The sequence below is a fragment of the Shewanella sp. TB7-MNA-CIBAN-0143 genome, from assembly GCF_040310065.1.
GTDB lineage: Bacteria > Pseudomonadota > Gammaproteobacteria > Enterobacterales > Shewanellaceae > Shewanella.
Genome location: NZ_JBEOPL010000014.1, coordinates 19,345 through 44,371, shown reverse-complemented (window position 1 = coordinate 44,371; position 25,027 = coordinate 19,345). Strand labels below are relative to the sequence as shown.

Annotated in this window: 25 protein-coding genes; 5 read left to right on the top strand and 20 right to left on the bottom strand. The window is 40.7% G+C overall.

The features are described 5' to 3' along the window. Positions 1 to 4: 4 nt before the first annotated feature. The 3 genes from AAEY97_RS12635 to sodB all read right to left on the bottom strand — a co-directional run bounded on the left by AAEY97_RS12635 (position 5) and on the right by sodB (position 4,151). On the bottom strand, positions 5 to 1,270 hold the full coding sequence (locus AAEY97_RS12635) for a YeaH/YhbH family protein (protein WP_182743670.1): 1,266 nt from the start codon (positions 1,268 to 1,270) through the stop codon (positions 5 to 7). A gap of 64 nt (positions 1,271 to 1,334) precedes the next feature. Next, positions 1,335 to 3,269, bottom strand: coding sequence for a PrkA family serine protein kinase (locus AAEY97_RS12630; RefSeq protein WP_350999161.1), 1,935 nt, complete (start codon positions 3,267 to 3,269; stop codon positions 1,335 to 1,337). Positions 3,270 to 3,566: 297 nt separating this feature from the next. Then, positions 3,567 to 4,151, bottom strand: a complete 585-nt coding sequence (gene sodB / locus AAEY97_RS12625) for a superoxide dismutase [Fe] (RefSeq protein WP_011637213.1) — start codon at positions 4,149 to 4,151, stop codon at positions 3,567 to 3,569. Between the two features lie 234 nt (positions 4,152 to 4,385). On the opposite strand from sodB, the gene grxD reads away from it, so the two are divergent. Beyond that, positions 4,386 to 4,727 carry a Grx4 family monothiol glutaredoxin gene (grxD, locus tag AAEY97_RS12620; protein ID WP_101087590.1) on the top strand — a complete coding sequence of 114 codons (342 nt, stop codon included), beginning with the start codon at positions 4,386 to 4,388 and terminating at the stop codon, positions 4,725 to 4,727. A gap of 122 nt (positions 4,728 to 4,849) precedes the next feature. Here grxD and AAEY97_RS12615 read toward each other — a convergent pair whose 3' ends face one another. Beyond that, complete coding sequence (locus AAEY97_RS12615) at positions 4,850 to 6,079, bottom strand: uracil-xanthine permease family protein (protein WP_101087591.1); 1,230 nt, start codon at positions 6,077 to 6,079, stop codon at positions 4,850 to 4,852. A gap of 238 nt (positions 6,080 to 6,317) precedes the next feature. Here AAEY97_RS12615 and AAEY97_RS12610 point away from each other — a divergent pair, with 238 nt between their 5' ends. Together AAEY97_RS12610 and hda are read left to right on the top strand one after the other, a co-directional pair. Further along, entirely contained in the window at positions 6,318 to 7,415 is a 1,098-nt protein-coding gene (locus AAEY97_RS12610) for a DUF2066 domain-containing protein (protein ID WP_101087592.1), read from the top strand. 154 nt (positions 7,416 to 7,569) lie between these two features. Then, positions 7,570 to 8,280, top strand: coding sequence for a DnaA inactivator Hda (gene hda, locus AAEY97_RS12605; protein ID WP_059745344.1), 711 nt, complete (start codon positions 7,570 to 7,572; stop codon positions 8,278 to 8,280). Between the two features lie 113 nt (positions 8,281 to 8,393). Here the strand turns inward: hda and AAEY97_RS12600 are convergent, their stop codons facing one another. From AAEY97_RS12600 to bepA, 4 genes are all read right to left on the bottom strand, one after another. Further along, positions 8,394 to 10,343, bottom strand: coding sequence for a hypothetical protein (locus AAEY97_RS12600; RefSeq protein ID WP_350999156.1), 1,950 nt, complete (start codon positions 10,341 to 10,343; stop codon positions 8,394 to 8,396). Between the two features lie 150 nt (positions 10,344 to 10,493). Further along, positions 10,494 to 10,871 carry a DUF2069 domain-containing protein gene (locus tag AAEY97_RS12595; protein WP_011637219.1) on the bottom strand — a complete coding sequence of 126 codons (378 nt, stop codon included), beginning with the start codon at positions 10,869 to 10,871 and terminating at the stop codon, positions 10,494 to 10,496. Positions 10,872 to 10,882: 11 nt separating this feature from the next. Then, complete coding sequence (gene arsC, locus AAEY97_RS12590) at positions 10,883 to 11,239, bottom strand: arsenate reductase (glutaredoxin) (protein WP_101087594.1); 357 nt, start codon at positions 11,237 to 11,239, stop codon at positions 10,883 to 10,885. 97 nt (positions 11,240 to 11,336) lie between these two features. Then, complete coding sequence (gene bepA / locus AAEY97_RS12585; RefSeq protein ID WP_350999264.1) at positions 11,337 to 12,770, bottom strand: beta-barrel assembly-enhancing protease; 1,434 nt, start codon at positions 12,768 to 12,770, stop codon at positions 11,337 to 11,339. Between the two features lie 163 nt (positions 12,771 to 12,933). Between bepA and AAEY97_RS12580 the strand changes: the two genes are divergently transcribed. Further along, positions 12,934 to 13,155, top strand: coding sequence for a sulfurtransferase TusA family protein (locus AAEY97_RS12580; protein ID WP_162022940.1), 222 nt, complete (start codon positions 12,934 to 12,936; stop codon positions 13,153 to 13,155). A gap of 25 nt (positions 13,156 to 13,180) precedes the next feature. Continuing rightward, positions 13,181 to 14,263, top strand: coding sequence for an AI-2E family transporter (locus AAEY97_RS12575; RefSeq protein WP_101087597.1), 1,083 nt, complete (start codon positions 13,181 to 13,183; stop codon positions 14,261 to 14,263). A 262-nt stretch (positions 14,264 to 14,525) separates the two neighbouring features. Here the strand turns inward: AAEY97_RS12575 and AAEY97_RS12570 are convergent, their stop codons facing one another. From AAEY97_RS12570 to AAEY97_RS12515, 12 genes are all read right to left on the bottom strand, one after another. Beyond that, complete coding sequence (locus AAEY97_RS12570; RefSeq protein ID WP_182743665.1) at positions 14,526 to 14,768, bottom strand: DUF2897 family protein; 243 nt, start codon at positions 14,766 to 14,768, stop codon at positions 14,526 to 14,528. A gap of 75 nt (positions 14,769 to 14,843) precedes the next feature. Next, positions 14,844 to 15,581 (bottom strand): 8-amino-3,8-dideoxy-manno-octulosonate cytidylyltransferase KdsB, encoded by a 738-nt coding sequence (gene kdsB / locus AAEY97_RS12565; RefSeq protein WP_101087599.1) that lies wholly within the window; start codon positions 15,579 to 15,581, stop codon positions 14,844 to 14,846. Positions 15,582 to 15,669: 88 nt separating this feature from the next. Next, entirely contained in the window at positions 15,670 to 16,740 is a 1,071-nt protein-coding gene (gene kdnB / locus AAEY97_RS12560; RefSeq protein WP_101087600.1) for a 3-deoxy-alpha-D-manno-octulosonate 8-oxidase KdnB, read from the bottom strand. Positions 16,741 to 16,811: 71 nt separating this feature from the next. Continuing rightward, a complete protein-coding gene (gene kdnA, locus AAEY97_RS12555; RefSeq protein ID WP_011637227.1) occupies positions 16,812 to 17,996 on the bottom strand; it encodes an 8-amino-3,8-dideoxy-alpha-D-manno-octulosonate transaminase KdnA in 1,185 nt (394 codons plus the stop codon). Positions 17,997 to 18,165: 169 nt separating this feature from the next. Next, a complete protein-coding gene (gene can / locus AAEY97_RS12550) occupies positions 18,166 to 18,780 on the bottom strand; it encodes a carbonate dehydratase (protein ID WP_101087601.1) in 615 nt (204 codons plus the stop codon). Between the two features lie 109 nt (positions 18,781 to 18,889). Beyond that, positions 18,890 to 19,738 carry an alpha/beta fold hydrolase gene (locus AAEY97_RS12545; protein ID WP_350999152.1) on the bottom strand — a complete coding sequence of 283 codons (849 nt, stop codon included), beginning with the start codon at positions 19,736 to 19,738 and terminating at the stop codon, positions 18,890 to 18,892. Positions 19,739 to 19,773: 35 nt separating this feature from the next. Further along, positions 19,774 to 20,484, bottom strand: a complete 711-nt coding sequence (locus tag AAEY97_RS12540; protein ID WP_101087603.1) for a M15 family metallopeptidase — start codon at positions 20,482 to 20,484, stop codon at positions 19,774 to 19,776. Continuing rightward, a complete protein-coding gene (dapE, locus tag AAEY97_RS12535; protein WP_101087604.1) occupies positions 20,475 to 21,608 on the bottom strand; it encodes a succinyl-diaminopimelate desuccinylase in 1,134 nt (377 codons plus the stop codon). Before dapE ends, AAEY97_RS12540 begins: the two co-directional genes overlap by 10 nt. After that, on the bottom strand, positions 21,608 to 21,949 hold the full coding sequence (locus AAEY97_RS12530) for an ArsC family reductase (protein WP_101087605.1): 342 nt from the start codon (positions 21,947 to 21,949) through the stop codon (positions 21,608 to 21,610). Before AAEY97_RS12530 ends, dapE begins: the two co-directional genes overlap by 1 nt. Before the next feature lie 275 nt (positions 21,950 to 22,224). Continuing rightward, positions 22,225 to 22,734 (bottom strand): PTS glucose transporter subunit IIA, encoded by a 510-nt coding sequence (crr, locus tag AAEY97_RS12525; RefSeq protein WP_101087606.1) that lies wholly within the window; start codon positions 22,732 to 22,734, stop codon positions 22,225 to 22,227. Between the two features lie 81 nt (positions 22,735 to 22,815). Beyond that, positions 22,816 to 24,537 carry a phosphoenolpyruvate--protein phosphotransferase gene (gene ptsP, locus AAEY97_RS12520; protein ID WP_350999147.1) on the bottom strand — a complete coding sequence of 574 codons (1,722 nt, stop codon included), beginning with the start codon at positions 24,535 to 24,537 and terminating at the stop codon, positions 22,816 to 22,818. 12 nt (positions 24,538 to 24,549) lie between these two features. After that, positions 24,550 to 24,807 (bottom strand): HPr family phosphocarrier protein, encoded by a 258-nt coding sequence (locus tag AAEY97_RS12515; RefSeq protein WP_041413537.1) that lies wholly within the window; start codon positions 24,805 to 24,807, stop codon positions 24,550 to 24,552. Positions 24,808 to 25,027: the final 220 nt, after the last annotated feature.

Below are 25,027 nucleotides of genomic sequence, written 5' to 3'. Positions count from 1 at the left end.
CCTCCTATATAGCTTGTTTTTTAAAGAGTTCACGGAAAACGGGATAGATATCTTCAACTTGGTGAATATGCTGTACCGCAATGTTGTCAAACTGCTGTTGTAACTGTTCATATTGATGCCACAAGGTTTGATGAGCCCGATGACTGATTTCGATGTAACTGAAATAGCGTACTTTGGGCAGAATATGTTTTGCTAATATTTCATGGCAAGTGGGGGAGTCGTCGGACCAATTATCGCCATCAGAAGCTTGAGCTGCATAGATATTCCATTCATTTTCAGGGTAACGAGCTTGTTGTATTTCATGCATCAGTTTTAATGCGCTTGATACTATGGTTCCGCCGGTTTCTTGTGAGTAAAAAAATTCGTGTTCATCGACTTCTTTTGCCTGTGTATGGTGGCGAATATATACTACCTCGAGGTTCTGATAACTGCGGGTCAGAAATAGATACAATAGAATATAAAAACGTTTAGCCATATCTTTGGTAGCTTGATCCATCGAACCTGACACATCCATTAAACAAAACATCACCGCTTGACTAGAAGGGACTTCGCGTTTGGCATAGTTGTTATAGCGTAAATCAAAGGTATCGATAAATGGTACTTTAGCGATTTGCTGCTTGAGCACTGTTATTTGCTCTTTGATGGCTATAATCCGCTCGGCTTGAGCGCCAGGAGTATCTTCTAATACCGCAAGTTCGGCTTCCAATGCCTGTAGTGCTTTCTTTTTCCCGCCGCTCATGGCGATGCGTCTAGCGAGTGATGAACGCAGTGATCTGACAATATTGATATTGGCGGGTACGCCATCATTGGTGAAGCCTGCGCGATAGGTTTGATATTCAACCAATTTATTAAGGCGATTATTCTGTAAGTTTGGCAGTTCGAGATCTTCAAACAACAATGCTAAATATTCATCTTTTGAAATAGTAAATACAAAATCGTCGTCACCTTCGCCACTATTTGAGGCATCGCCTTGACCTGCACCGCCTTGTCCACCTTTAGGCCGTTGAATTTGGTCGCCACGATTAAATTGATCATTGCCAGGATGAACTCTGTCCCTTATTCCACCTTGTCCTTGCCTAAAAACGGGCTCACTGAGATCCCGCTTGGGAATACTAATCTGTTCACCTTTATCAATATCCGTAACACTTCGGCGTGTTACCGCATCACCGACAGCTTTTTTGATTTGTTTTTTATAGCGTTCAATAAAACGCTGCCGATTAACAGTGCTTTTTCCTTTTGCGTTGAGTCGTCTATCAATAAAATTTGCCATACGTCGCTCCCAAGTCTGATTTTTGGTAGCGCCCTGGTCAGCGGCGCTACCAATTATTGGGTGTCTACGATGATTTACGCACTCGTAAATACCATTCTGACAATAGTCTGACTTGTTTTTTGGTGTAACCTTTTTCCATCATGCGATTAACAAAATCATCATGCTTACGCTGATCGTCATTCGATGTTTTGCCGTTAAACGAAATAACGGGCAGCAAATCTTCAGTGTTGGAAAACATTTTTTTCTCAATCACGGTGCGTAATTTCTCATAGCTAGTCCACAACGGATTATTGCCTTCATTATTGGCTCGAGCACGTAAGACGAAGTTAACAATTTCATTGCGGAAATCTTTTGGATTACTGATCCCCGCTGGTTTTTCAATTTTCTCCAATTCAGCATTTAAGGCACCACGATCAAAAAGTTGTCCTGTTTCTGGGTCGCGATATTCTTGATCTTGGATCCAAAAATCAGCATAGGTAACATAACGATCGAAAATATTTTGTCCGTATTCAGAATACGACTCAAGGTAAGCGGTTTGGATCTCTTTACCGATAAACTCAACATACTTAGGGATTAAATAACCTTTAAGAAACTCTAAATATTTCTCACTTATATCGTTAGGAAATTGTTCTTGTTCAATTTGCTTTTCCAGTACATAAAATAAGTGGACTGGGTTTGCGGCGATTTCTGCACTGTCAAAATTGAATACTCGTGACAAAATCTTAAATGCAAATCGGGTCGATAGCCCTTGCATGCCTTCATCTACGCCAGCATAGTCACGATATTCTTGGTAGGATTTCGCTTTGGGATCGGTGTCTTTTAAGCTTTCACCGTTATAGACGCGCATTTTAGAATAAATAGACGAGTTTTCGGGCACTTTTAAACGCGATAACACGCTAAATTGTGCCAGGGTTTCTAAGGTCCCAGGAGCACAAGATGCAGTGGATAATTCAGAATTAGCCAATAATTTTTGATAAATTTCCATTTCTTCAGATACCCGCAAACAATAGGGCACTTTGACAATATAGACGCGATCTAAAAACGCTTCGTTATTTTTATTATTCCTAAACGCGGACCATTCTGACTCATTAGAATGGGCCAAAATAATACCGTTATACGGCAAGGCCGATAAGCCTTCAGTACCGTTGTAATTGCCTTCCTGAGTCGCAGTCAATAATGGATGAAGTACCTTAATGGGGGCTTTAAACATTTCAACAAACTCCATCAACCCTTGGTTTGCACGACATAACGCACCTGAGTAAGCATAAGCGTCGGCATCATCTTGTGAAAAATGTTCTAACTGACGAATATCAACTTTACCCACCAAAGCAGAAATATCTTGGTTATTTTCGTCTCCGGGTTCTGTTTTAGCAATACCGATTTGATCGAGCACCGATGGATACACTTTTACGACTCTAAATTTTGAGATATCACCACCATATTGGTGTAAACGTTTTACTGTCCATGGTGACATAATCGTTTTGATATAACGACTTGGTATGTTGTATTCGTTTTTGAGTAGTTCACTGTCTTCTTTAGGATCAAACAGACAAAATGGGTGGTCGTTGACAGGACTACGAACGCCATCGGCAGTTAATATGTAAATCGGCACTTGTTGCATTAATGCTTTGAGTTTTTCGGCCAGCGATGATTTACCGCCACCGACAGGGCCTAAGAGATATAATATTTGCTTTGACTCTTCTAAGCCTTGAGCAGAATGTTTCAAGTAGGCCACGATTTGTTCAATCGCATCTTCCATGCCATAGAAATCTTTAAATGCGGGATACTGTGCAATAACACGATTAGAAAAAATTCGACTTAAAATTGGATTTTTTGCTGTGTCAATAATCTGCGGTTCACCAATGGCCATGAGTAACCGTTCGGCAGCAGACACATAGGCACTTCTGTCTTGTTTACAGATATCGAGAAATTGCTCTAAGGTATATTCTTCGTCACGTTTTTTTTCATAGCGTTGTTGATAGTGCTCAAAAATGCCCATAGTAACCCCCTCAAAACGTACAGTTGTATGACGTGAAAAGCCTGAGTGATGAATGCGATGGTCAAGAATGTAATGTTAAATCTGTTAGCGCAATATTAGGCTTTACGACTAAAGTGTAGGACAGGGTAAATAACTTGGCGAAGTTTTAATGAAAAATAAATCAAATAAAAACAATAACAAACAGTAGCATTTGCAATAGTTGCAAACATAGTCTGATGATAGGCAGCGTACTTTAGGCGGATAAAATGACAAAAAAAGGAGCCATAAGGCTCCTTTAGTTTTTGCAGTTAATCGAAATTAAGCAGCAAAATTCTTATTAACAAATTCCCAGTTAACAAGCTGCCAGAAGTGAGCTAAATATTCTGGACGTGCGTTACGGTAATCAACGTAGTAAGCATGTTCCCATACATCTACAGTTAATAGAATCGTAACAGACTCATCTGTTAACGGTGTAGCAGCATTGCTAGTGTTAACAATCGCTAATGAACCATCAGCTTTTTTCACTAACCATGTCCAAGCGCTACCAAAGTTATTTACTGCAGAATCAGTAAATTTAGCTTTGAATTCTTCAAAAGAACCAAAAGAAGCATTGATAGCAGCAGCGATATCGCCAGTTGCTTCGCCGCCAGCATTAGGTGCTAAGCAGTTCCAGTAAAAAGTGTGGTTCCAAACTTGAGCCGCGTTGTTGAACATACCGCCAGTTGAAGTTTTAACAACTTCTTCTAGTGTTTTGCCCGCAAACTCAGTTCCTTCAACTAAACCGTTTAGTTTAACCACATATGTGTTGTGATGCTTACCATAATGGAACTCAATGGTTTCTTGAGAAATGTGTGGTTCAAGTGCGTTCTTTGCATAAGGTAATGCTGGTAATTCGAAGGCCATTAGTATCTCTCCATGGATTCAGGTTATCGTTTTGTTTACCCATCAGGTAACATTGCTCTATTGCTATTGTACTGATTATTTTTGTGATGTGAATCATTGTTTAGGGAATTATGTGGATTGCAGTAATCGATTTTATGGATTTTAGATAAACCCTACAAACTGTGGCATTTTGTTCTTAGTCTAGGTGTCGTACAATAGACATTATGTATTCAGTCGTCGTACTTAGGAAATCAAATGGAAACTGTAGAAAAGATTAAACAGCAAATTACCGAAAACCCAATTATTGTGTACATGAAAGGTTCACCTAAATTACCAAGCTGTGGATTTTCATCTCAAGTTGCTCAAGTGATGATCAACTGTGGTGAACAATTTGCGTTCGTAGATATTTTACAGCATCCAGATATTCGTGCTGAATTACCAAAATTTGCTAACTGGCCAACATTCCCACAATTATGGGTAGAAGGCGAGTTAATTGGTGGCTGTGACATTATCACTGAAATGTTCCAAAAAGGTGAACTTCAACCAATTATTAAAGCAACTGCTGATAAATTCCGTACAGAAGACGCAGCAGAGTAATTGCAGATGATTGAGTGTTTACGCACTCAAAAAAAGCCCCAAAGCGAAAGGCTGTTGGGGCTTTTTATTATTTTTTAAACATGTACTTACAAAGCAGTGCTTCTGCATGCGGTTACAGAAAGTTACTTTTCAACCTGTGGCTTTTTCACGGCAGGTAAAATCAAGTTCATCAAAATAGCAACAATACCGCACAAACTTATCCCCGTTAAGCTAAACGAGCCAATACCAAACGCCATTCCGCCAATACCAAACACCAACGTTACCCCGACAATACTCAGATTACGAGGTTCAGATAAATCGACTTGATGACGAATTAAGGTATTTAATCCAACAGCTGCAATCGAGCCAAATAATAAGCACATAATACCGCCCATTACCGGTACAGGTATGGTTTGCATCATGGCCCCCAATTTACCGACAAAAGCTAGGGTTATCGCAGTGATGGCTGTCCAGGTCATGATCCGTGGATCAAAACTTTTGGTCAGTGTAACCGCACCGGTTACTTCACTGTAAGTGGTATTAGGCGGACCGCCCAATGCCGACGCTGCTATCGTAGCAATACCATCGCCAGTAAGGGTGCGATGTAAACCAGGCTTTTTAAAATAGTCTTTACCCGTCACGTTAGAAATGGCTAAAATATCGCCGATATGTTCAACCGCTGGTGCAATGGCAACTGGGATCATAAATAGAATCGCATGCCAGTTAAATTCTGGGGCGACAAAGTTTGGCATGGCTAACCAAGCCGCTTGAGTAACTGGGGTGAAATCGACAACACCAAAGGCTAAGCTCACACCATAGCCAACCAATATACCCGCCAGAATAGGCATTAGTCGGACCAATCCTTTAGCAAAAATCGCTACGATTATGGTGGTCATTAATGCCGAAAGTGAAATCGTTAGCGCGACATTTTGCTCTACGATGATCAAGCTTCCATCACCACTTTTACCTAATGCCATATTGACGGCTACAGGCGCTAAGCCTAAGCCAATGATCATAATGACTGGGCCGACAACAACCGGAGGTAATAAAGTATGTATAAATCCAGTGCCACGAAGTTTTACTGTTAATCCAAGTAGCATATACACCACGCCAGCAGCCATTAAACCGCCCATGGTGGCAGGAATACCCCATGTTTGTACGCCATATAAAATGGGCGCAATAAAGGCAAAGGAAGAAGCGAGGAATACAGGTACTTGACGTTTAGTGACTAATTGAAACAGTAGGGTACCGAAACCGGCTGTAAATAATGCGACACTGGTGTCTAAACCCGTTAATAACGGCATTAGCACGAGTGCCCCAAAAGCGACAAATAGCATTTGTGCGCCTTGAAGCGGAATTAACACGCGTTTCATATTGTTCTCCATCATTATTTAGAAAGTTAGCGTGTGATTAAACGGCGCGAATTGTCACATAAAAGCGATAATATGCATAACAACTTTGAGGACGCTGTAGCGATTATTGTTATTTGATATGGCTACAATACTGGGTCAATTTGGCGGCAGTAAAAAAGAGTTTTCGTTATCCATTACTCGATAGAATTTTATTATGATATAATTTGTTCACTTATATTTGCTGCGTTTATGTTATCAGATGCTGAAAAAACTAATTAATCTCATTACGTTACCACTAATTGCGTTAACCTCGATTACGCTTGTACATGCTGCTGAAGTGAGCAAGCTTGATGAAGCCGATATTACGGTAGCTTCACGCGCAAACGATGTGAAAAATAACGCCCTTAAAGAGGCATTAGCTGCCGTTTTCTTAAAAAACTCTGGTCTGCCGAGTGTAGTATTAAACCCATTGGTAAAAGACCAAATTAATAACCCAGAAGTCATTTTGACTCAATATGGTTATTATGAGAAAAATGGCGAACTCATGCTCAAAGCCAGCTTTGACCATCAACGGGTTATTTCAACGTTACGTCAAGCCGGTTTACCTGTTTGGGGCAGTCAACGACCATTAACCCTGTTATGGATGTCGGTTGATGAAAATAATGAACCGTCTATTTTAGCTGATGCTTCTTCAGCCGATATTCGATCAGAGTTGGCTCAAGAGTCTAATAATAAAGGCATTCCGTTATTGCTGCCGATTATGGATTTGGATGATGTGATGCAAGTGAGTATCACTGATGTACGTGGAATGTTTACTGATGTGTTAGCTAATGCATCTACCCGTTATCAAGCTGATTACTTCGCTATTGCCAATTTGGATACTCAAAGCAGTAACGTTCATTTCACCATCAAATTATTTGATAAAAATAGAACTAATGGTGTACTACAGCCGTTAATTTCACAACAGGGTGAAGCGACGGATTATCAACAAGCCACGAAGCGAATGATGAACATTCTGGCCGATTATTATATTAGCCAGTTTGCCATAGCCTCTACAGGCAGTGATGTAGCTACCCAAGTCAGCTTTACTGGGTTAAACAACATGACTCAAGTGGTAAATATTGAAACCTATCTTCGTCAGCTTAGTGCGGTGAAATCCCTGAAACTTAGTCAGTTTAAGGGTGAAGCAGCCACTTATACGATAGAATTGTTTAGCAGTGTAGATGATTTGCAACGATTGCTTAATATTGATAGTCGGTTATCAAAATTAGATACCGTTGGCAGTGTGGAGTCATTTTATGAGTCTAAGGCCGACAATTCTACGCCTAAATTACTTTATCAATGGTTGGGCCAATAAGTATTATCAAAAGGTGCGCTGTACACTTTAATTGTACAGCGTGAAATGCTATACCGAGGTGATCTTTATGTGCAGGATTCTTGCTGATACTCGCATAATTGACGGATTTAGGTATAATAACGTTAGTTAGTTTATGATTTTGAGACCTATCTGAGTGACACAAAACTCACCAAGACAATTATCTTTACCCGTTTATCTACCTGACGATGAAACCTTTCAGAGTTATTATCCTGCTTCGGGTAATGATGAGTTGATCCAGAAACTTCAAGCTAGCGCTGAAGGCAATCTAGCGTCTTCTTTGTATGTATATGGCCCAGAAAAATCAGGCCGCACGCATTTAATGCATGCAGCTTGTGCCCTTGCCAATGACCTAGAACGCCGCACTCTCTATATCCCATTAGGCATTCATGCCAGTATTTCACCGGCATTATTTGAGGGCCTAGAATCTCTGGAATTGATTTGTATTGATGATATAGAAGCCATAGCGGGTCATCCTGTATGGGAAGAAGCTATTTTTCATCTATACAATCGTATAGCTGAGCAACAAGATTGCCGTTTAATAGTTAGCGGAAAGGCATCACCTTCTGAAACGGGGTTTTTATTGCCAGATTTGGTTTCTCGTATGCAATGGGGATTAATCTATCAATTACAACCAATGGCAGACGATGAAAAGCTCGTGGCCTTGCAGCGCCGAGCGGCAATGCGTGGTTTGCAGTTGTCTGATGAAGTAGGGCGCTTTTTACTGACGCGAATGGCGCGTGATTTACGCACCTTGTTTGATGTACTCGATAAACTCGATAAAGCTTCTATGGTACATCAGCGTAAACTGACTATTCCGTTTATAAAAGAGATGTTGAGACTTTAATACCTTAGGTTTTAATTCTTTAGGCAAAAATTATCGTCATCAGTCTACGCAATTACACAATAAAAAACGCCAAATGAATTCATTTGGCGTTTTTTATTGTGTGAGTCAATGGTTTATTGCTTCACGTGATCACTGCCACTAAATTGCAATGGTCTAGTCTCAGCAGTGTTTTTTTCAGTTTGTGATGAGATTTTCTGTGGTGATTTTGATGGATCAGTTGTTAGCACCAAGTTTTGTGCCCAGGTTTGGCCTTTAACTAACGCTACTGGTGCAGGTAAACCGTCCATCACTTGGCTAACATCAACTTCAGGCAGTATTTGGCTCAAGACGTAGCTAGCGCGATCGTATAACTCAGGTTGACCGACTCGGCCGCGTTGGCCCCATTCAACCACAATCGTCGAGCTCGTCTCAATTTCTGGTTTGTCAGTAATGGCGATATCACGCAAAATACCATATCGATGGCTCATCATCACTTCTTCAAACAACATGGCAACATCTTCTCGTGTTGATGAATAAGCATAATCATCGTTGGCGAGGTCACTTGAGAAAAATAGCGCTACATCACTTGGAGTATAGGCTTTTTGGGTGTTATTTGCATTTTCACCAGAGTATTGAACGCTAGCAAGAGCGTACATTTCAGTACTGGTTAATGGATAGCGGATGTTAAGTTGGTCTGATGTCATCTCTTTACCATCAAAACGACGATTAAATTCGTCTTTTAAAGTAGGGCCTTGAATATTGGCATGCATTTTTTGTGGATAAAAATCATTTGCATGAGCCAGCTCATGATAGAGCAAATCAGCTAAATCATAAGACATGCTGTCAATCGTGCGGTTGATGCGATTACTTTTTTCTATGTATTCACTTGCATAAGCATTATCTTTAACATAACGATAGGGAGATAAATAATTCAGGTCTTCACCAAAGTTGCTGCGATAATCAGGGGTTTCATTAATTGTATCTCGCTGAGCAGTAGTCAACCACAGGTATTCAGGGTCAAGATATATTGCTCCAATAAAACCAGCATAAAAGGCTGGTCTGATATCGTAACTGATGACCACAGCCGTCACTGATTGCAACAATTCTACAAAGTCATTATGTGTTTGTGCGCGTAAATAGGCTTCAAAGTTTGCCCCCATCCAGTCGTGCGACACCAGTACTCTGTCCATAATAGTATCAATCGTATCTGGCTTAGTATCTTGGCTAATAAAGGGCAGCTCGTTAAGAATATTACATTGATTGACTAGTTGGTTCGAGTAAACACAATAGGCCAGATTATTAGCATAAGGTGAGTTAGGCTTGTAAGGGTGCATTCGTGCAATGGGGTAGCTGAAGTAGGCGTCCGATGGGGCGTTTTTTTCTTTGGTTACGAGTAAATTGACGTCATCACTAATGGTTTGGCCATCAAATGTGGCAGTGGCTTTAAGACTGAATAATTGATCGGTATCGACGTTTGGCGCAACAAAAAGTGGCCTATTTATGTCACTCAAATCCACGTTGGTAAAGGCTTTATTATTAGCACTCGGATACATGCACCAACTAATATTTTCAGGTACTTGGCCGTTTATATTTTGTATACGTAAACTCGCATCAGTTCTATTCACCATTTGATGATCGCTATTAATGCGTAAAATATTGTCATTAGAATCGGCAGTAATTGATATCGTTTCTTCAATGTTGATATTACCGCCAGAGACAGTCACCTTAAAAGCGTAATCTTGGTTACTTGTGGGTGTGAATGCTAATACTTGGCTATTAACTGCAGCTAGTTCAAGACTGGGTCCTGATATCTGCTGCCACAAAAATGATTTGCCAATAGTGTCTTGTTCATTAAGGTTGGCAATAATGCTGCCAGGCTTGTCTTTGGCATAATGCTGTTCAAGGGTAAAAGTCAATTGAGAGTTTGTGTCGGTAATTGAATAAGTTAAACTTTCACTGCAGATTTCGAAAGTGGATGAGGTAGGCACACCTTGATCGTTATTGTCTGAATCTCCTCCGCAGGCGCTAACTAATATGGCACTGGCTAAAAGGCTATAGATCCCTAAATTTTGCGATAACTTCATTAAGCGACTCCATGTCTATTTTATTATTGTTTAACAATACATTTTTATAACATCTTGTTTGCAAAATAATGTAGCACGCTGTTTTGGTTAAATGCAACTAACAAAAAAGCGCCCGAAGGCGCTTAGTGAGGCAACAAAAATGAAGGTTGTTTATTGTTGTTCAGACTTTTTCTTCAACCCTAATCCCAGTTCTCGGCCGCGTTTACGAGCATAGAATGGAAAACTCACCAACAAGACACAAATCAATACTGATTCAATCAGTGCAAATACCAGCGCATCAGTGGTGACATAAGCAAGGGTTAAGCCATGTAATAAGTATACACACAGAATAAAACTGGCCCATGCATATGTATATGGGTTACCGGTTAAGATGCCTTTAAGCGGAAACAGTAGAGGTACAATCCATATTAAGCTGAATCCTAGCGAGTAGGTGCCATTCATGCCTTGTTGAATAAACCAGCCGCTGAGCAGCAGGAGTAATGCAAGGTAACCAATTCGACTTAGTTGAAACAAGGTTTGTGAAGTCATTATTTTACTCGTTAAAGAATAGACAAAACATTTTCTGGTGGACGACCAATGGCTGCTTTGTTGTTGGCTAGCACGATAGGACGTTCAATTAATTTAGGTGTTGCTACCATTGCAGCGATGAGCTGATCTTCCGATAACGATGTGTCAGCCAAATTTTGAGCTTTATATTCGTCTTCTTTAGTGCGCATAAGCTGGCGAGCTGTTAAACCAAGTTGTTGCAAAATAGTCTGAATTTCAGCGGCTGTAGGTGGCGTCTTTAAGTATTCAACGACAGTGACATCTACTGCATTAGCTTGCAACAATGCGAGCGTCTCACGGCTTTTTGAACAGCGAGGGTTATGGTATATCGTTGTTTTGGTGGTTGTCATTGTCATAGTCCGTCATTAAAAAATGGCAAACAATAAGTAGATTTATTGTTTGCCATTATTCTATCAAAGAATAGCTTGTAAGGTTAGATTATCGCGGCTATTTTAATTCTTCCATTGCCCTATCTGCTTGTCTGAATTGTCTTATTCTTGCTTCAATTCGTGCCATTTGTAGGTTTTGGCCATCAGAATAGCGATATGCATAATTGAGTTGGTCAATTGCACCTTTGTAGTTAGCCGATAAGGCCATGAGTTCAGCATTGCTATAATACTCAAGTGCTTTATTGTCTAGCTTACGATATGCATCAGCCATAATTTGATACGGCAGCATATTTTGCTTATCGAAAAATATCAGTTCTTCTAACAGCGGGATAGCTTTTTTAGGCTGATCTGCCTGAACATAAATATTGGCTAAGTTAGCGTTGACCACTTGTGAGGTCGGTTTTAATTTCCGTTGAGCTTCTAATAATGCTATTGCACCTGCAAAATCTTTTTTCTGATCTAATAAATCTGTTTTGGTGTCGATGTAGAACAGATTATTGTCATCTTGTTTTAGTAAATCATCAATGATCACTTCAGCTTGTGCAAATTTTTCTAAACGGAAAAGCGCTAAAGCTTTGCCATAGAGCGCGGCCTGTTTAAACGAATACTCATTCTTTTTGAGTTGTTGATCAAACAAAGATAACGCGGCATCATCACTAAAACTTGAAAAGCGTACTTGGATACGCGCTTTAGCTAGCTGAAAGTTAAGGCTGTTAGGGACATTACTTTTAGGGTACTGAGCCGCGCGGTTACGTGCCTCGGTAATACGTGATTCTGGCAATGGATGCGTCAACAACATTTGCGGCGGTGTTGTGGTAAAACGATAACGAATTGCCAGTTGACCAAAAAATGTAGCGGCAGCATTAGGATCAAATCCGGCATCGACAAGAATTTGCATTCCAATACGATCAGCTTCTTTTTCATGTAAGCGGGTATAGTTAATTTTAGATTGTGTTGCTAAGGCCTGAGTGGTTGCTAAGGCTGCCATACCGGCTTGTGGTGCAGCAATCGTTAATAAAATAGCCCCTAACATTCCCACAATTGTGGCAGTTGAGCTTTTTTGTTGTGCCTCAAGAGATCGTGCTAAATGGCGTTGAGTGACGTGGGTAATTTCGTGGGCTAATACCGATGCAAGTTCACTTTCGTTGTCGGCATTTAAAAATAACCCCGTATGTACGCCAACATGACCACCAAAAAAAGCAAACGCGTTGATTTCATCATTGCGGAGTAAAAAGAAATAAAATGGTGTCTTTACCCCCGTAGCATTAGCAACTAGTTTGTTACCCAGTTCAGATAAATATTGGGTTAACACTGGATCACTGAGTACCGGTGCCGATGAACGAATAACGCGCATATAAGCGTCTCCGTAGACAGTTTCTTTTTCTAAACTAAAAGTATTGACCGCTGCGGTACCTAGATCTGGAAGATCATTATTGGCAAAACTGTGGCCAATACTGGCAGCAAAAAGCACACTAATAGCGCTAGCAGCCAGTGATTTTGAAAAGGTCGATAATGATAATTTACTCAAGCGGAACCTTTAATGATGATTGAATCGAAAATTTAAGCTTAACCAGCAAGTTTGCTTAAGTTACATTGCTTGTGGTTTATTGTACAAGCTAGGATAATAGCCCTAGATTGTTTAAAGCAAGTTGATAATGATTTTAATTGATTTAACACCCTATGTTTGTCCTTATCCTTTAGTAAAAGTGAAACTTTTACTAAAACAGATGGATGTGGATGAAAAATTACATGTACTCTTATCTGACCCTGGTTCACGCCGAGATGTTCCCTTGTTGATAAAAAAAATGGGTTTTGGTATTGAAATCATTGCTGATCAACCGCATTGTTTGTCATTTATCATCACCAAAACAAATTGATATTGTTTATATAAAAGGTTTTTCAATGCTGGAAATTTTAACTGATTGGTACAAAACCCGTTTTAGTGATCCACAAGCCATAACGTTAATGTTTATTATTATTGGGATTGGTCTTGCATTGTACTTCGGTTCTGGATTGCTTGCGCCTTTGCTGGTTGCTTTGGTGTTAGCGTTTTTACTGGAGTGGCCGGTAGCACAAATGTCGCGACTGGGTATAAGCCGAACCGCTGCGGCAACAATCGTGTTGGTGGTATTTTTAGGGGTGATGATTATTTTGATGTTTGGTTTGGTGCCCAGTATTTGGCGTCAAGGGGTGTCATTGGTTACTGATTTACCCTCAATGATTGATAAGGGCATGCTAATTGTGCGCGAGTTTAGCGCTGATTACCCGCAGTTTGTGAGTGCATCACAACTTGATTCGATGATGGAAGAAATTAATAAGATGCTTGATACACAGCACCTTATTGATTTAGGGAAACAAATTTTAGGTTATTCTGCGTCATTATTAGTATTAATGGTGTACGCCATTTTAGTGCCATTGTTGGTATTTTTCTTTTTAAAAGACAAAGACTTTTTATTAAACGGCAGCAAACGATTTTTCCCGTCTAACCGTGGTCTAGCGAGAAAAGTTTGGTTTGAAATGGACCAACAAATCTTTAATTATATTCGTGGTAAAGTGATTGAAATTGTTATTGTTGGCGTAGCCAGTTATATCTTTTTTGCTATCATGGGGCTGCGTTACTCAGCACTACTAGGTGTATTGACAGGCTTGTCGGTATTGATCCCATATGTTGGCGCTACTTTGGTTACATTGCCGATTGCATTAGTCGCATTTTTTCAATGGGGTTTTAGTGCTGAGTTTGGTTACTTAATGTTAGGTTATGGGATTATTCAGGCGCTAGATGGCAATGTATTGGTACCGCTATTGTTTTCTGATGCGGTTGATCTACACCCGGTTGTGATTATTGCCGCCGTGTTAGTCTTTGGGGGCTTATGGGGCGTTTGGGGAGTCTTTTTTGCCATACCACTAGCATCGCTAGTAAAAGCAGTCATTAATGCTTGGCCTAATAACCAAGAGCAACAACGAGTCACACTTGACAGTGAGTAACACTTGCCTGTGGTATTAAAACATCAGTATAGCAACAGAGCCGTTGGATACATTAAGCTAACCCCATTATGAGGTTAGCTTTTTTATTATTAGCTTAAGTTGCGCCATATAGAGGTTATGACTAATGGAAATACAGATATAAAATAACTGCTAGGCAAATAACAACGATTAAGAACGAGAAGATAGGCCAACATGGGCGTTTTGCTATTTGCAACCCACTAAATTATAGATAGGCTCATTTTATAGATAGGTACATTGAGCATTATAACGTTTTGTCTTTGCTGTCTTTGCTGCCGTTGTCTTTCTCGTCTGAAGGTTCTTCAGTCAGTTTTTGTTCAGATTCTGGTGAACTGGTTTCTTTTTCAGGATTTTGCTCTCGGTCTTTATGTTCACCAAATTGAGGCATTTTAAATTTGGCAGAATATTTCAACACCGCAATGTTACTTGCAATAACGCCGATGACTAAAATGATAATTAGCCAAACTTCATAACCTTCTAGACTCATTGGAAACTCCTTTTAACCTGCAATTTTATAGCTGATGTTGTTAAGAAAACACCAGCTATAAGCATATATGTTTGGTTAGTCGACGGCTAAACGTAGTTCACATTTGCGAATATCTTCAGGGGTATCGACTTCTGGAGAGTCAAATGCGCTGATAGCAATTTTAATTTTGTGGCCGTATTCGAGTGCGCGTAGCTGTTCTAATTTTTCGAGATCTTCAAGTCTACCTAAAGGTAACTTAGCAAAGGCATTCACAAAACGCTTAGTGTAGCCATAAACACCTAAATGCTTGTAAACCGGATAGTCATTGGTATCGCGACCAAAGGGGATACGAGAGCGAGAGAAATACAATGCATTATGGTCATTATCAAATACCATTTTAACGTGCATAGGGTCGTCTAATTCTCTTTTATCGACGATTTCAAATCCTAATGTCGCCATTTCGAATTCACCAGGGTGACGTTCAAATAGACTTATGATTTGTTCGATTGAGATAGGATCAATCAGCGGTTGATCGCCTTGTAAATTAATCACTAAATCGTCATCGTTAAGACCAAGCAATGCAATGGCATCATTAATACGGTCGGTACCAGAGGCGGCATCAGGGCTGGTCATTACGACTTTACCACCAAAGGATTCAACGGCATCTTTAATGCGGTCGTCATCTGTAGCAACATAGATGCTATCGAGGCCTTTTGCTAATGATGCACGTTCATAAACGTGTTGGATCATGGGTTTACCATTAATCGGGGCTAGCGGCTTGCCCGGGAAACGGCTTGAACCATAACGTGCCGGGATTAATAGAGTAACTTTCATTAATATGACCTACTTGTGGTTGTGACAATAATATAGACAATAAATAAAAGGGCTCATAAGAGCCCTTTATGACTTAATCTGTCGTTTATTATATACGACGGAATAACTTAGTCAGCATTTCATCGGTAACTTTCTCTTCCCAGCCTTTACCGTACACGTTGTCCCAAAGTGGACCCATGCTCTTAGTCACGGCAACCATCTTAGCGATAGTTTCATCTGGCAAATCTTTACAGATGTTTTTAGGCAGAGTGATGTTATGAATTTTCATCATTTTACGGAATTCAGTCACACCTTCTGGATAGAATTCTTCCAGCACGTCAAAGGCTAAACAGTTACCAATACCGTGGTGATAACCCAGTACATAACCTAAACCGTAAGATACCGCATGACATGCACCGACTTGGCTATAAGCAATGCTCATACCGCCCATGTATGACGCCATCATTAACTTGTCGTCTTTTTCTGCGTGGTCGTCTAAGAACACTTGACGACATAAATCCATTGATTTTTCGGCAAATGCTTTAGCAAACTCGTTGAGGTATGTGCCTTGTAATGATTCTACACAATGGATAAAACAATCCATACCAGTATAGAACCACTGATCAGTCGGAACCCCTGCAATTAATTCAGAGTCCATGATGATTTGATCAAACACGGTGTAATCTGAGTTTAAACCTAGCTTACGAACGGGTCCGCACAATACTGCAGTACGTGATGCTTCAGCACCCGTGCCAGACACTGTTGGAATACCAATATGATGTATTGCAGGATTTTTAATTAAATCCCAACCTTGGTATTCAGAAGAACTACCAGGGTTAGTGAGCATTAGTGATACGGCTTTGGCTAAGTCCATCGTTGAACCGCCGCCTAAACCAACTACGCTCACTGGTAACTTAGTGTTAAATGCGTTAACTTGCGCCGTTAACGCATCAACTTGTTCAGTTGTTGGCTCATCATCTACGTTTACGTAAATCAGTAGGTCGTGCGCTTGAGTTGGCACGCGGTCAGCTAGCGGTTTACCTTGATGTACATCATCGACAAGGAAAACGACAAAATCGTTAGCATCTTGGCGTTCTTGACCTAATACAACATCAAGTTGTACAAATGAACCACGGCCAAAGATCATTTTTGGTACACATTTAAAATTTTTAAAACTCATTACAACAGTCTCCATTGAGATAAGTACTGTAAAAAGTGCTCTGAGCCATCACTGACCGAGAGGCATCAATGCTAGGCAAAAGCGCGTTTGATATTTTCAATACGTTCAGCTATTTGCTCATCAGTCCAAGACAACTTGATCAACATCGAAATCGTTCGGCTCATGATAGCGTCAGATTTAGGTGTCAGCACTTTAGTGTAGTCAGGGCGATCAGCGATTAGCATAATAGGTAATGCGGCAGGTGCTTTAAGTTCTTGGATGTGTTTCCAATTTTTAAGGTAATGCCAGTTGTTAACATACCAGTAAAAACAACCATCAACTTTGTTGGCAGCCAGCTTTTTATTAATTTCTTGAGTGCGTTCTTCTGTTGGCATCATAAATGTTAAGAAGCCTGCAGAATCGCCGTCTGGATCTGGAATTTCACGGAAGGTGATTTCAGCAATAGACGCCATAGCATCTTTAATGGTTTTCTTATTTTTACGCTGAATAGCAATGATTTTATCAAGCTTACGTAATTGTGCTAAACCCATTGCTGCATTCATTTCTGAAATTCGGAAATTCAAACCCATAATTGGGTGTGATTCTGCACCACGATCATTACCAACATGGTCATGACCGTGATCTGAAAACATGTGTGAGTGGTTATAAATTTCGCTATTGTTAGTGACAATCGCGCCACCCTCACCACAGGTGATGGTTTTAACTGAGTCAAATGAATAACAACCTACATCACCAATAGTGCCCAATGCTTGGCCTTTATAACTGCCACCGATGGCTTGACATGCATCTTCTAAAATCACCAAGTTATGCTTTTTACACACCGCTTTGATTTCGTCCATCTTCGCCATAGAACCACACATATGAACAAGGTTAATAGCCTTGGTACGTGGTGTGATGACAGCTTCAATACCTTCTGGAGATAAACATAATGTTTCGTCAATTTCAGCAAAAATAGGGACAGCACCGGCCATAAACACGGCTTCAACAGAGGCTACGAAGGTAAATGGAGGCACAATAACTTCATCGCCAGCACCAATGCCCGCTGCTGCCATTGCAGTTTGTAATGCAGCAGTACCGCTTGATACTAAATGAGCGTGTTTCACGTTCATTTTTTCGCAAAGTAGTTGCTCCATGTCGCGGGTTTTCCAGCGATCATTACGCATATGGTCGAAGTTATAACGGAAGGTAAAACCGTTCTCCATTACGTCAGCAACTTCCTGCTTTTCTTCAGGACCAAATAATTCAAAACCAGGCATGGAAATCATCTCCTAAAAATTCTGCGCATAGTAGCGCTAAATAAACTGGATGATTATAACGTTCTTCAGTGGTGGTTCGCGACTTTTATTGCATATTTTTAATAACAATAAACAAAGGCCTGCTAAATAACAGGCCTATTAAAAGTGTAAATGGAGATAGAAGGCAAGGTTAAGCTAAATTGCGCCCATGAAGACGGTCGATTGTCACGTCTAAATCTGTGAGTAATCCGTTATTAATTCCGTAAATCCAACCATGTATTGCAACATCTTGGCCACGATCCCATGCTTCTTGAACGATGTTGGTCGACACAACATTTGACACTTGTTCCATCACATTAAGCTCACACAGGCGATCAAAACGCCCTTGTTCACTCATCGATTCAAGAGCATCCTCGTGAATACGATAAATGTCACGTAAATGTCCGAGCCAATTGTCAATCAGGCCCAGTCGCTCTTTATTCATTGCTGCACGAACACCACCACAGCCATAATGCCCAACGACCATGATGTGCTTTACTTTTAGTACATCGACAGCATATTGCAGCACTGATAAACAATTTAAATCTGTGTGAATGACCATATTAGCGATGTTACGGTGAACAAACACTTCACCGGGTAATAAGTCGATAATCTGATTAGAAGGCACTCGGCTATCTGAGCAACCAATCCATAAGTATTCTGGGTTTTGTTGTTTTGCCAGTTGCGCAAAAAAGGTAGGATCTTCTTTATTGATCCGTTCAGCCCAACGGCGATTATTATCAAATAATGGTTTAAGAAGTTTCATGAGCGCTCGAATTAGGTCGTTTTTTACCGGTAAGGTATTACAGGTAATATGTCATTTTGTAATGAGTATATCAGCAATGCCGACGGATCTGGTCTATCCATTGAGGTGATTAATTAAAATTAAATTTACTCAAAAAATCAACAAGATGCTGATTAAAAATGGCTGGTTTTTCGATGTTAGCTAAGTGACCAGCTTGTTCAATGTGCAATAATTGACTGCCATCAATACAGTCATGCATTAAATAACTTTCCAGTGCGGTACGCAAATAACCACTTAATCCTACGGCCACCAAAGTCGGTAATGTTAATAACTCAACCGATTCGAGTGTGTCACGTTTGAATATGGCCATATTGGCAAATTTAAGTAACGCAGTAAGTTGGGCGCCAGAGTAAGACGTTAATTCAGCGCTAAATTGTGCAACAGTATTAGCTAGATTGGGGTCTTGGTTGACTAATTGCTCAATTTCTTTACTAAAATATAATGTGCTAATGGTTTGTGCAAGGTCTGATGATATAGCTTGGTCGTTGGCAACTTGAGCCATTAACCCTTGGTATTTAACGCAATTAACTTGCGGTTCAAATCCCACAAAACTGTTTAACATCACCAAGCCATTAATGCGAGCCGGTGCATGTAATATAAGCTCTGCCGCAATTGCACCGCCACTACCATGACCTACGATGGCGGCAGAGTTGATTTCAAGCTTATCCATTAACGTTAATACGTTTTGGGCCACATCTTGTAAATTTTCAACAGATTCTGGGATAGTGGTTGTTTGACCATGGCCCCAAAAGTCGATGGCAATACATCGATACTGTGATGACAGTTGGTCAATTTGCGATCGCCACATAGTGCTATTGGTGAGTAAGCCATGACAAAGAATAACAACAGGTCCATGTCCTTCATCTAAGTAATACAGTGGTTGATTATCAATTTCTATGTGATGCATTAAAGTGGACATAACAAACTCATTCAAAGAGGAAATGCGCGCAAACATTAAGCCGGAGATGGCGCAACAAAGAAAACATAATGATTAACTAACTCTGTTAGCCGTTCAATTAAGGGTGATTTTAACGATATTTCTGCCGCAGACAACACTTTTGCAAATTCATCTGCGCTAAATTGCTCCAACAACTCATTAGCGACAGGAAAATAGCTCATGTGCCATGGCTCAGGACTAACGCCACTTAAATCAGGTTGATAGGGGAAATAAAATCCAAACTCAGCAGCATGCGAGATAAGCCATTGATGTAGAGGAGCACAAGGGCCATCGGCGGTATATTCTGAAGTGATTAACTGCAGTGCTTGTTTGCTAATGTTATTCGCATCATATATATCGAAATCGGTGCCCCAATGATGCCGAGATGCGCCAGGGAGTGCAGACCATATCAAAATGGTATCAATCAGCTGTTGGGGCGTGAGTGACGTAAACTCAACTGGATTTGAGTCTTGGTCGAGTAATGGTCGCTGACCTGTGGCTTTGGCGTTCCAAATACTCAATTGACGATCAAATGGTCTATATGCAGAACATATTTGTACATTAAACCCCGCAGCAGATGCCGCGTTCTGCAACAGCTGAAATGCAGTTGCAGTGCGTTGTTCAAGCAAAAACTGTCCTACTGAAACTAAATGACGATCGTCTAAACCGTATAGTTTAGCTTGCTCGTTAGGGATATCAATCGAACAAAGCAGTGAGCTTATTTGCACAATAGCTTTTCCAAAATGCGTTCATAGCAATTAGCTAATATTTCTAAGTCGGCCACGTTGACACATTCATTCACTTTATGAATTGTCGCGTTGACTGGGCCTAACTCCAACACTTGTGCGCCAGTTGGTGCGATAAAGCGACCATCTGAGGTACCACCTGAGGTTTGGGGGTCGGTTTCATAACCTGTGACTTCGCGAATCGCTTCCCGTGTTGCATCAAGCAGTGGACCGTCACCCGTTAGAAACGGTAAACCATTAAATATCCAGCTGATATCATAATCTAAGCCATGGGCATCAAGAATACTTACCACCCGTTGGATTAACTCTTCAGCGGTCACTTCGGTTGAGTAACGGAAGTTAAACATCACGGTTAATTCACCGGGGATAACATTAGATGCCCCTGTACCGCCATTTATATTAGCAATTTGGAAACTGGTTGGTGGGAAAAACTCATTACCGTTATCCCAATGCATTTGTGCGAGTTCAGTTAGTGCTGGAACCGCGTTATGAATAGGGTTGTCGGCTAAATGTGGATAGGCAACATGGCCTTGAATTCCGTTAACGGTTAAGTTGCCCGTTAAGCTGCCACGACGACCATTTTTGACGACATCACCCAATTTATGCGTTGATGAAGGTTCGCCAACTAGCGCCCATGTCATTTTTTCATTACGAGCTTCGAGCGTATCAATAACCCGAGTGGTACCGTTAATAAAAGGACCTTCTTCGTCACTGGTAATTAAATAAGCAATAGAGCCGTTGTGGTCTGGATGCTTAGCAACAAAACGTTCAGTCGCGATAATCATCGCGGCTAACGATCCTTTCATGTCTGCTGCACCGCGACCATGTAAATAGTTATCAATGATGGTCGGTTCAAACGGAGGAGTATGCCAACGGTTAAGATCACCAGTAGGCACCACATCGGTATGACCTGCAAAGCAGAAAACCGGATCACTGTTCCCTCTTCTTGCCCACATATTGGTGGTGTCTTCAAAAACCATTGGTTCAATGTTAAAACCAATGGCGGCAAGGCGATTGGCCATTAAGGTTTGGCAACCTTCATCCAATGGTGTTACCGATGGACGTGAAATCAGATCTTTTGCTAATTCAACTACATCATTATTCATCATGCGAACCACGCTTGGTATTGAGCTAGGTTAAAACCAACCAGTAATTTATCGTTATTGACGAGAACAGGGCGCTTAATTAATGTTGGATGTTGCACCATTAAGGCAATGGCTTTGTCTTGAGTGATATCCGTTTTATCTGCATCAGATAAACCACGAAAACTGGTGCTACGTTTGTTAAACAAGGTTTCCCAACCTACAACATCAGCCCACTGCGTAACCATGGCTTCATTTAGGCCATCTTCACGGAAGTCGTGAAACGTGTAATCAATTTTTTCGGCTTCAAGCCATTTGCGCGCTTTACGAACGGTATCGCAATTTTTTATGCCGTATAAAGTCAAAAGAATACTCCATTAATGTCGGTAGGGTTGTCATGTAGAGGCTTGGCTCTATAGATAAGCCTGAAAAAGTGCCTTATGTAACATTGATATCATTGAATGCATTTAACAACATTGTGGCATTGTGAAGCGGCTTGGACAAGCCGAAGACTGTGTTTTGAAAAGATTTCATAATATGCAACCTACGCTCACTTAAGCTGAAGGTTGCATATTATCGTGGCGTAATAGTTTACGACACGATTGAGTAGAGGTATTAAATAAATCGAACCAATTTGATGTTACATTTGCACCGTAAAAATAATATCTTTACCCGCAATAACGCTGCCTTGGGCCTTATCTAATTGTTTAACGTCTTCCATATTGGCCAGCACTACCGGAGTGAGCAAACTATCAACTTTTCCGCGTAAGTAAGCTAAATCGAAAGACAAAATCGGTTCACCGGCTTTAACTTGCTGACCTTCCTCGGCTAAACGCTTAAAACCATTGCCTCTAAGTTCAACGGTACCAACCCCAAAATGCACAAACAGCTCAAGCCCTTGTGGAGACTCAATACTAAATGCGTGGTTGGTTTCAAAAATTTTACCTATAGTGCCATCAATCGGGGCAACAATAAATTCGCCCTTAGGGTCGATAGCAATCCCATCACCAACAATTTTTTCAGCAAATACCACGTCGGGTACTTTTTCAATTGCAACAATATCACCCGATACAGGTGCATAAATGGCAATACCACCCGTTAATGGTGGTTGGCCGGAAATAAGTCGTCTAATGCGGCTTAAAAATCCCATAAGAACAAGCCCCTTTTATTAATATTTTTATGCGCTTAATTGTAAACGGCTCTGTCAACTTTACCAACTTTATTCGTGTGATTAATCGCAATCATGTGCAAAAGCGTTAATGGCTTTACGAATTTCAGTAATTCGAGTTAACAAAGCAATGTGTTGTGCATGGCGGACAAATTTTGTGTAATTACCTTTAATCAATGCCACTTTTACGTCTAATAAATTAGCCGGGTTGATACTCAACTCATCAAGCCCAAGTCCGACTAACAAAGGTAAGACGTATGGATCGCTGCCAAGTTCACCACATAAAGAGACTTTAACATTTGCCTGTTTACAGTGGTTTATGGTGATGGAAATTAATTGAATAACAGCAGGTGATAAAGGTGGATATTGTTTGGCTAAATGTGGATTAGTTCTATCGGCCGCTAAAGTATATTGAGTTAAATCATTGGTGCCGATACTGACAAAATCGAGCAGTGGCAGCATGCTGGGTAGGTTCAATACCGCTGCTGGGGTTTCAACCACAATGCCGTAACTCAGGGTACCAAAACCTTTTTCTTGTTCAATTAATTCTGCTTTGGCACGTTCAATTAATAAAAATGCGGCGTCAAGTTCTTCAACCTGGCTTACCATCGGAAACATTAATCGAACCTGGCCATGATTCGCCGCCCGAAGTATCGCTTTTACCTGGGTGATAAAGGTCTCTGGGTGCGCCAAACTATAGCGAATACCACGAATGCCAAGAGCTGGATTATCTTCGTTGCTTTGCGGCAAACAAGGGATCTCTTTATCTGCGCCGATATCAAATGTTCGAATGGTCAGTACGTCACCTTGTAAGCTATGAAGGGCGTCACAATAGAGTTTATATTGTTGCTGCTCATTAGGTAGCGCTTTGGCATTCATCAATAAAAATTCAGTACGAAACAAGCCAATGCCTTGTGCTCCGACTTCGGCTGTATGAGATATTTCACTCAGATTACCCACATTGGCCAGCAAAGTGACCAGATGACCATCATTGGTTTGACTGGGCTTATCTTTATAAATCATTAACGCTTGGCGACGCAGTAACTCTTGTTGTTGTTTTTGCTTTAATTGGTCGAAAAGTTCAGGTGATGGGGCGATATGTAACTCACCAGACATTCCATCTAAAATAAGCTGCGAGCCATCTGTAATAGGGTCTTCAGATTGTGAAAACTGATAATTGAGTAATGCAGGAATTCCTGCTGCCCGAGCCAAAATGGCAGTATGGCTTGTTAGGCCTCCAGATTCGAGAATAAGTCCAGTAATGTGGGTTAATGGCAATATGGCAAATTCAGCAGGGGTTAAGTCATCAGCGAGTAAAATAGTGTCTTCAGTGAGTGTTGATAAATCCCATTGCAAATGGCCATGCAAAGCACTGGTGAGGCGTTTAGCCAAACAAATTATATCACCGCTACGATTGGCCAAATAAGGATCGTCTAATGACAACATTTCTGCAGCATGTTGATTAAAAATACGATCAACCGCGACAGCTGCGCAGACTCTAAATTGCTCAATATGTTGATGTAGTTGCTGCTGCAGCTCCTCATCTTCAAGCAACATAATATCGCTATCAATCAGTTGGAAATTATCACAATCTGGGCACAGGTGATGTTGGCAGTGTTGTAAATGTGCAATCAAGTGATTAATTGCCTGGGTTAACTGTTGCTGTTGCTGGCCAATTTGTTCAATAGAAAGCAGTTTAAAATCGAGTGGTGGCAGTTGGGTGGTAATAGTTAATGCTTTACCAAAAGCGATACCTGCAGATACAACGATTCCATTGATTGACATAACGTTGTCCTATTAACTAAGCGTAATCAGCATTGAGGCTATTTTGTCAACGGCTGCTTGGCCGTGTTCACCTGACGCTAACACCGTCACAGACATGCCTTGGTAAAGGCCTAATGTTTGCAACTTAAATAAACTTTTCGCACTGGCTTGTTTTCCATTACATTCGACCATAATGTCGCAATCAAACTCTTTTGCCTCTTTTACCAGTAATGCCGCTGGACGGGTGTGAATACCGTGAGGAGCAACAATGGTGACCGTTTTTTGATACATAAACAACATACTCTGTAATGAATGACAACTAAATACTCATCGGATTAAGTATCAATATTTCAATAAGCTAGTCGAAAGTACTCACTAGCCATTTGGTTGAAAAATGCTTGTAGAACCCAAGTTTTTAATCTGATGGAGACAATATACCCTAAAGTCAGAAGGGCTAAAAGTGATGTTCGACTCGAAATGATCGGCGATGTAATCATCAGGGATATAAGCC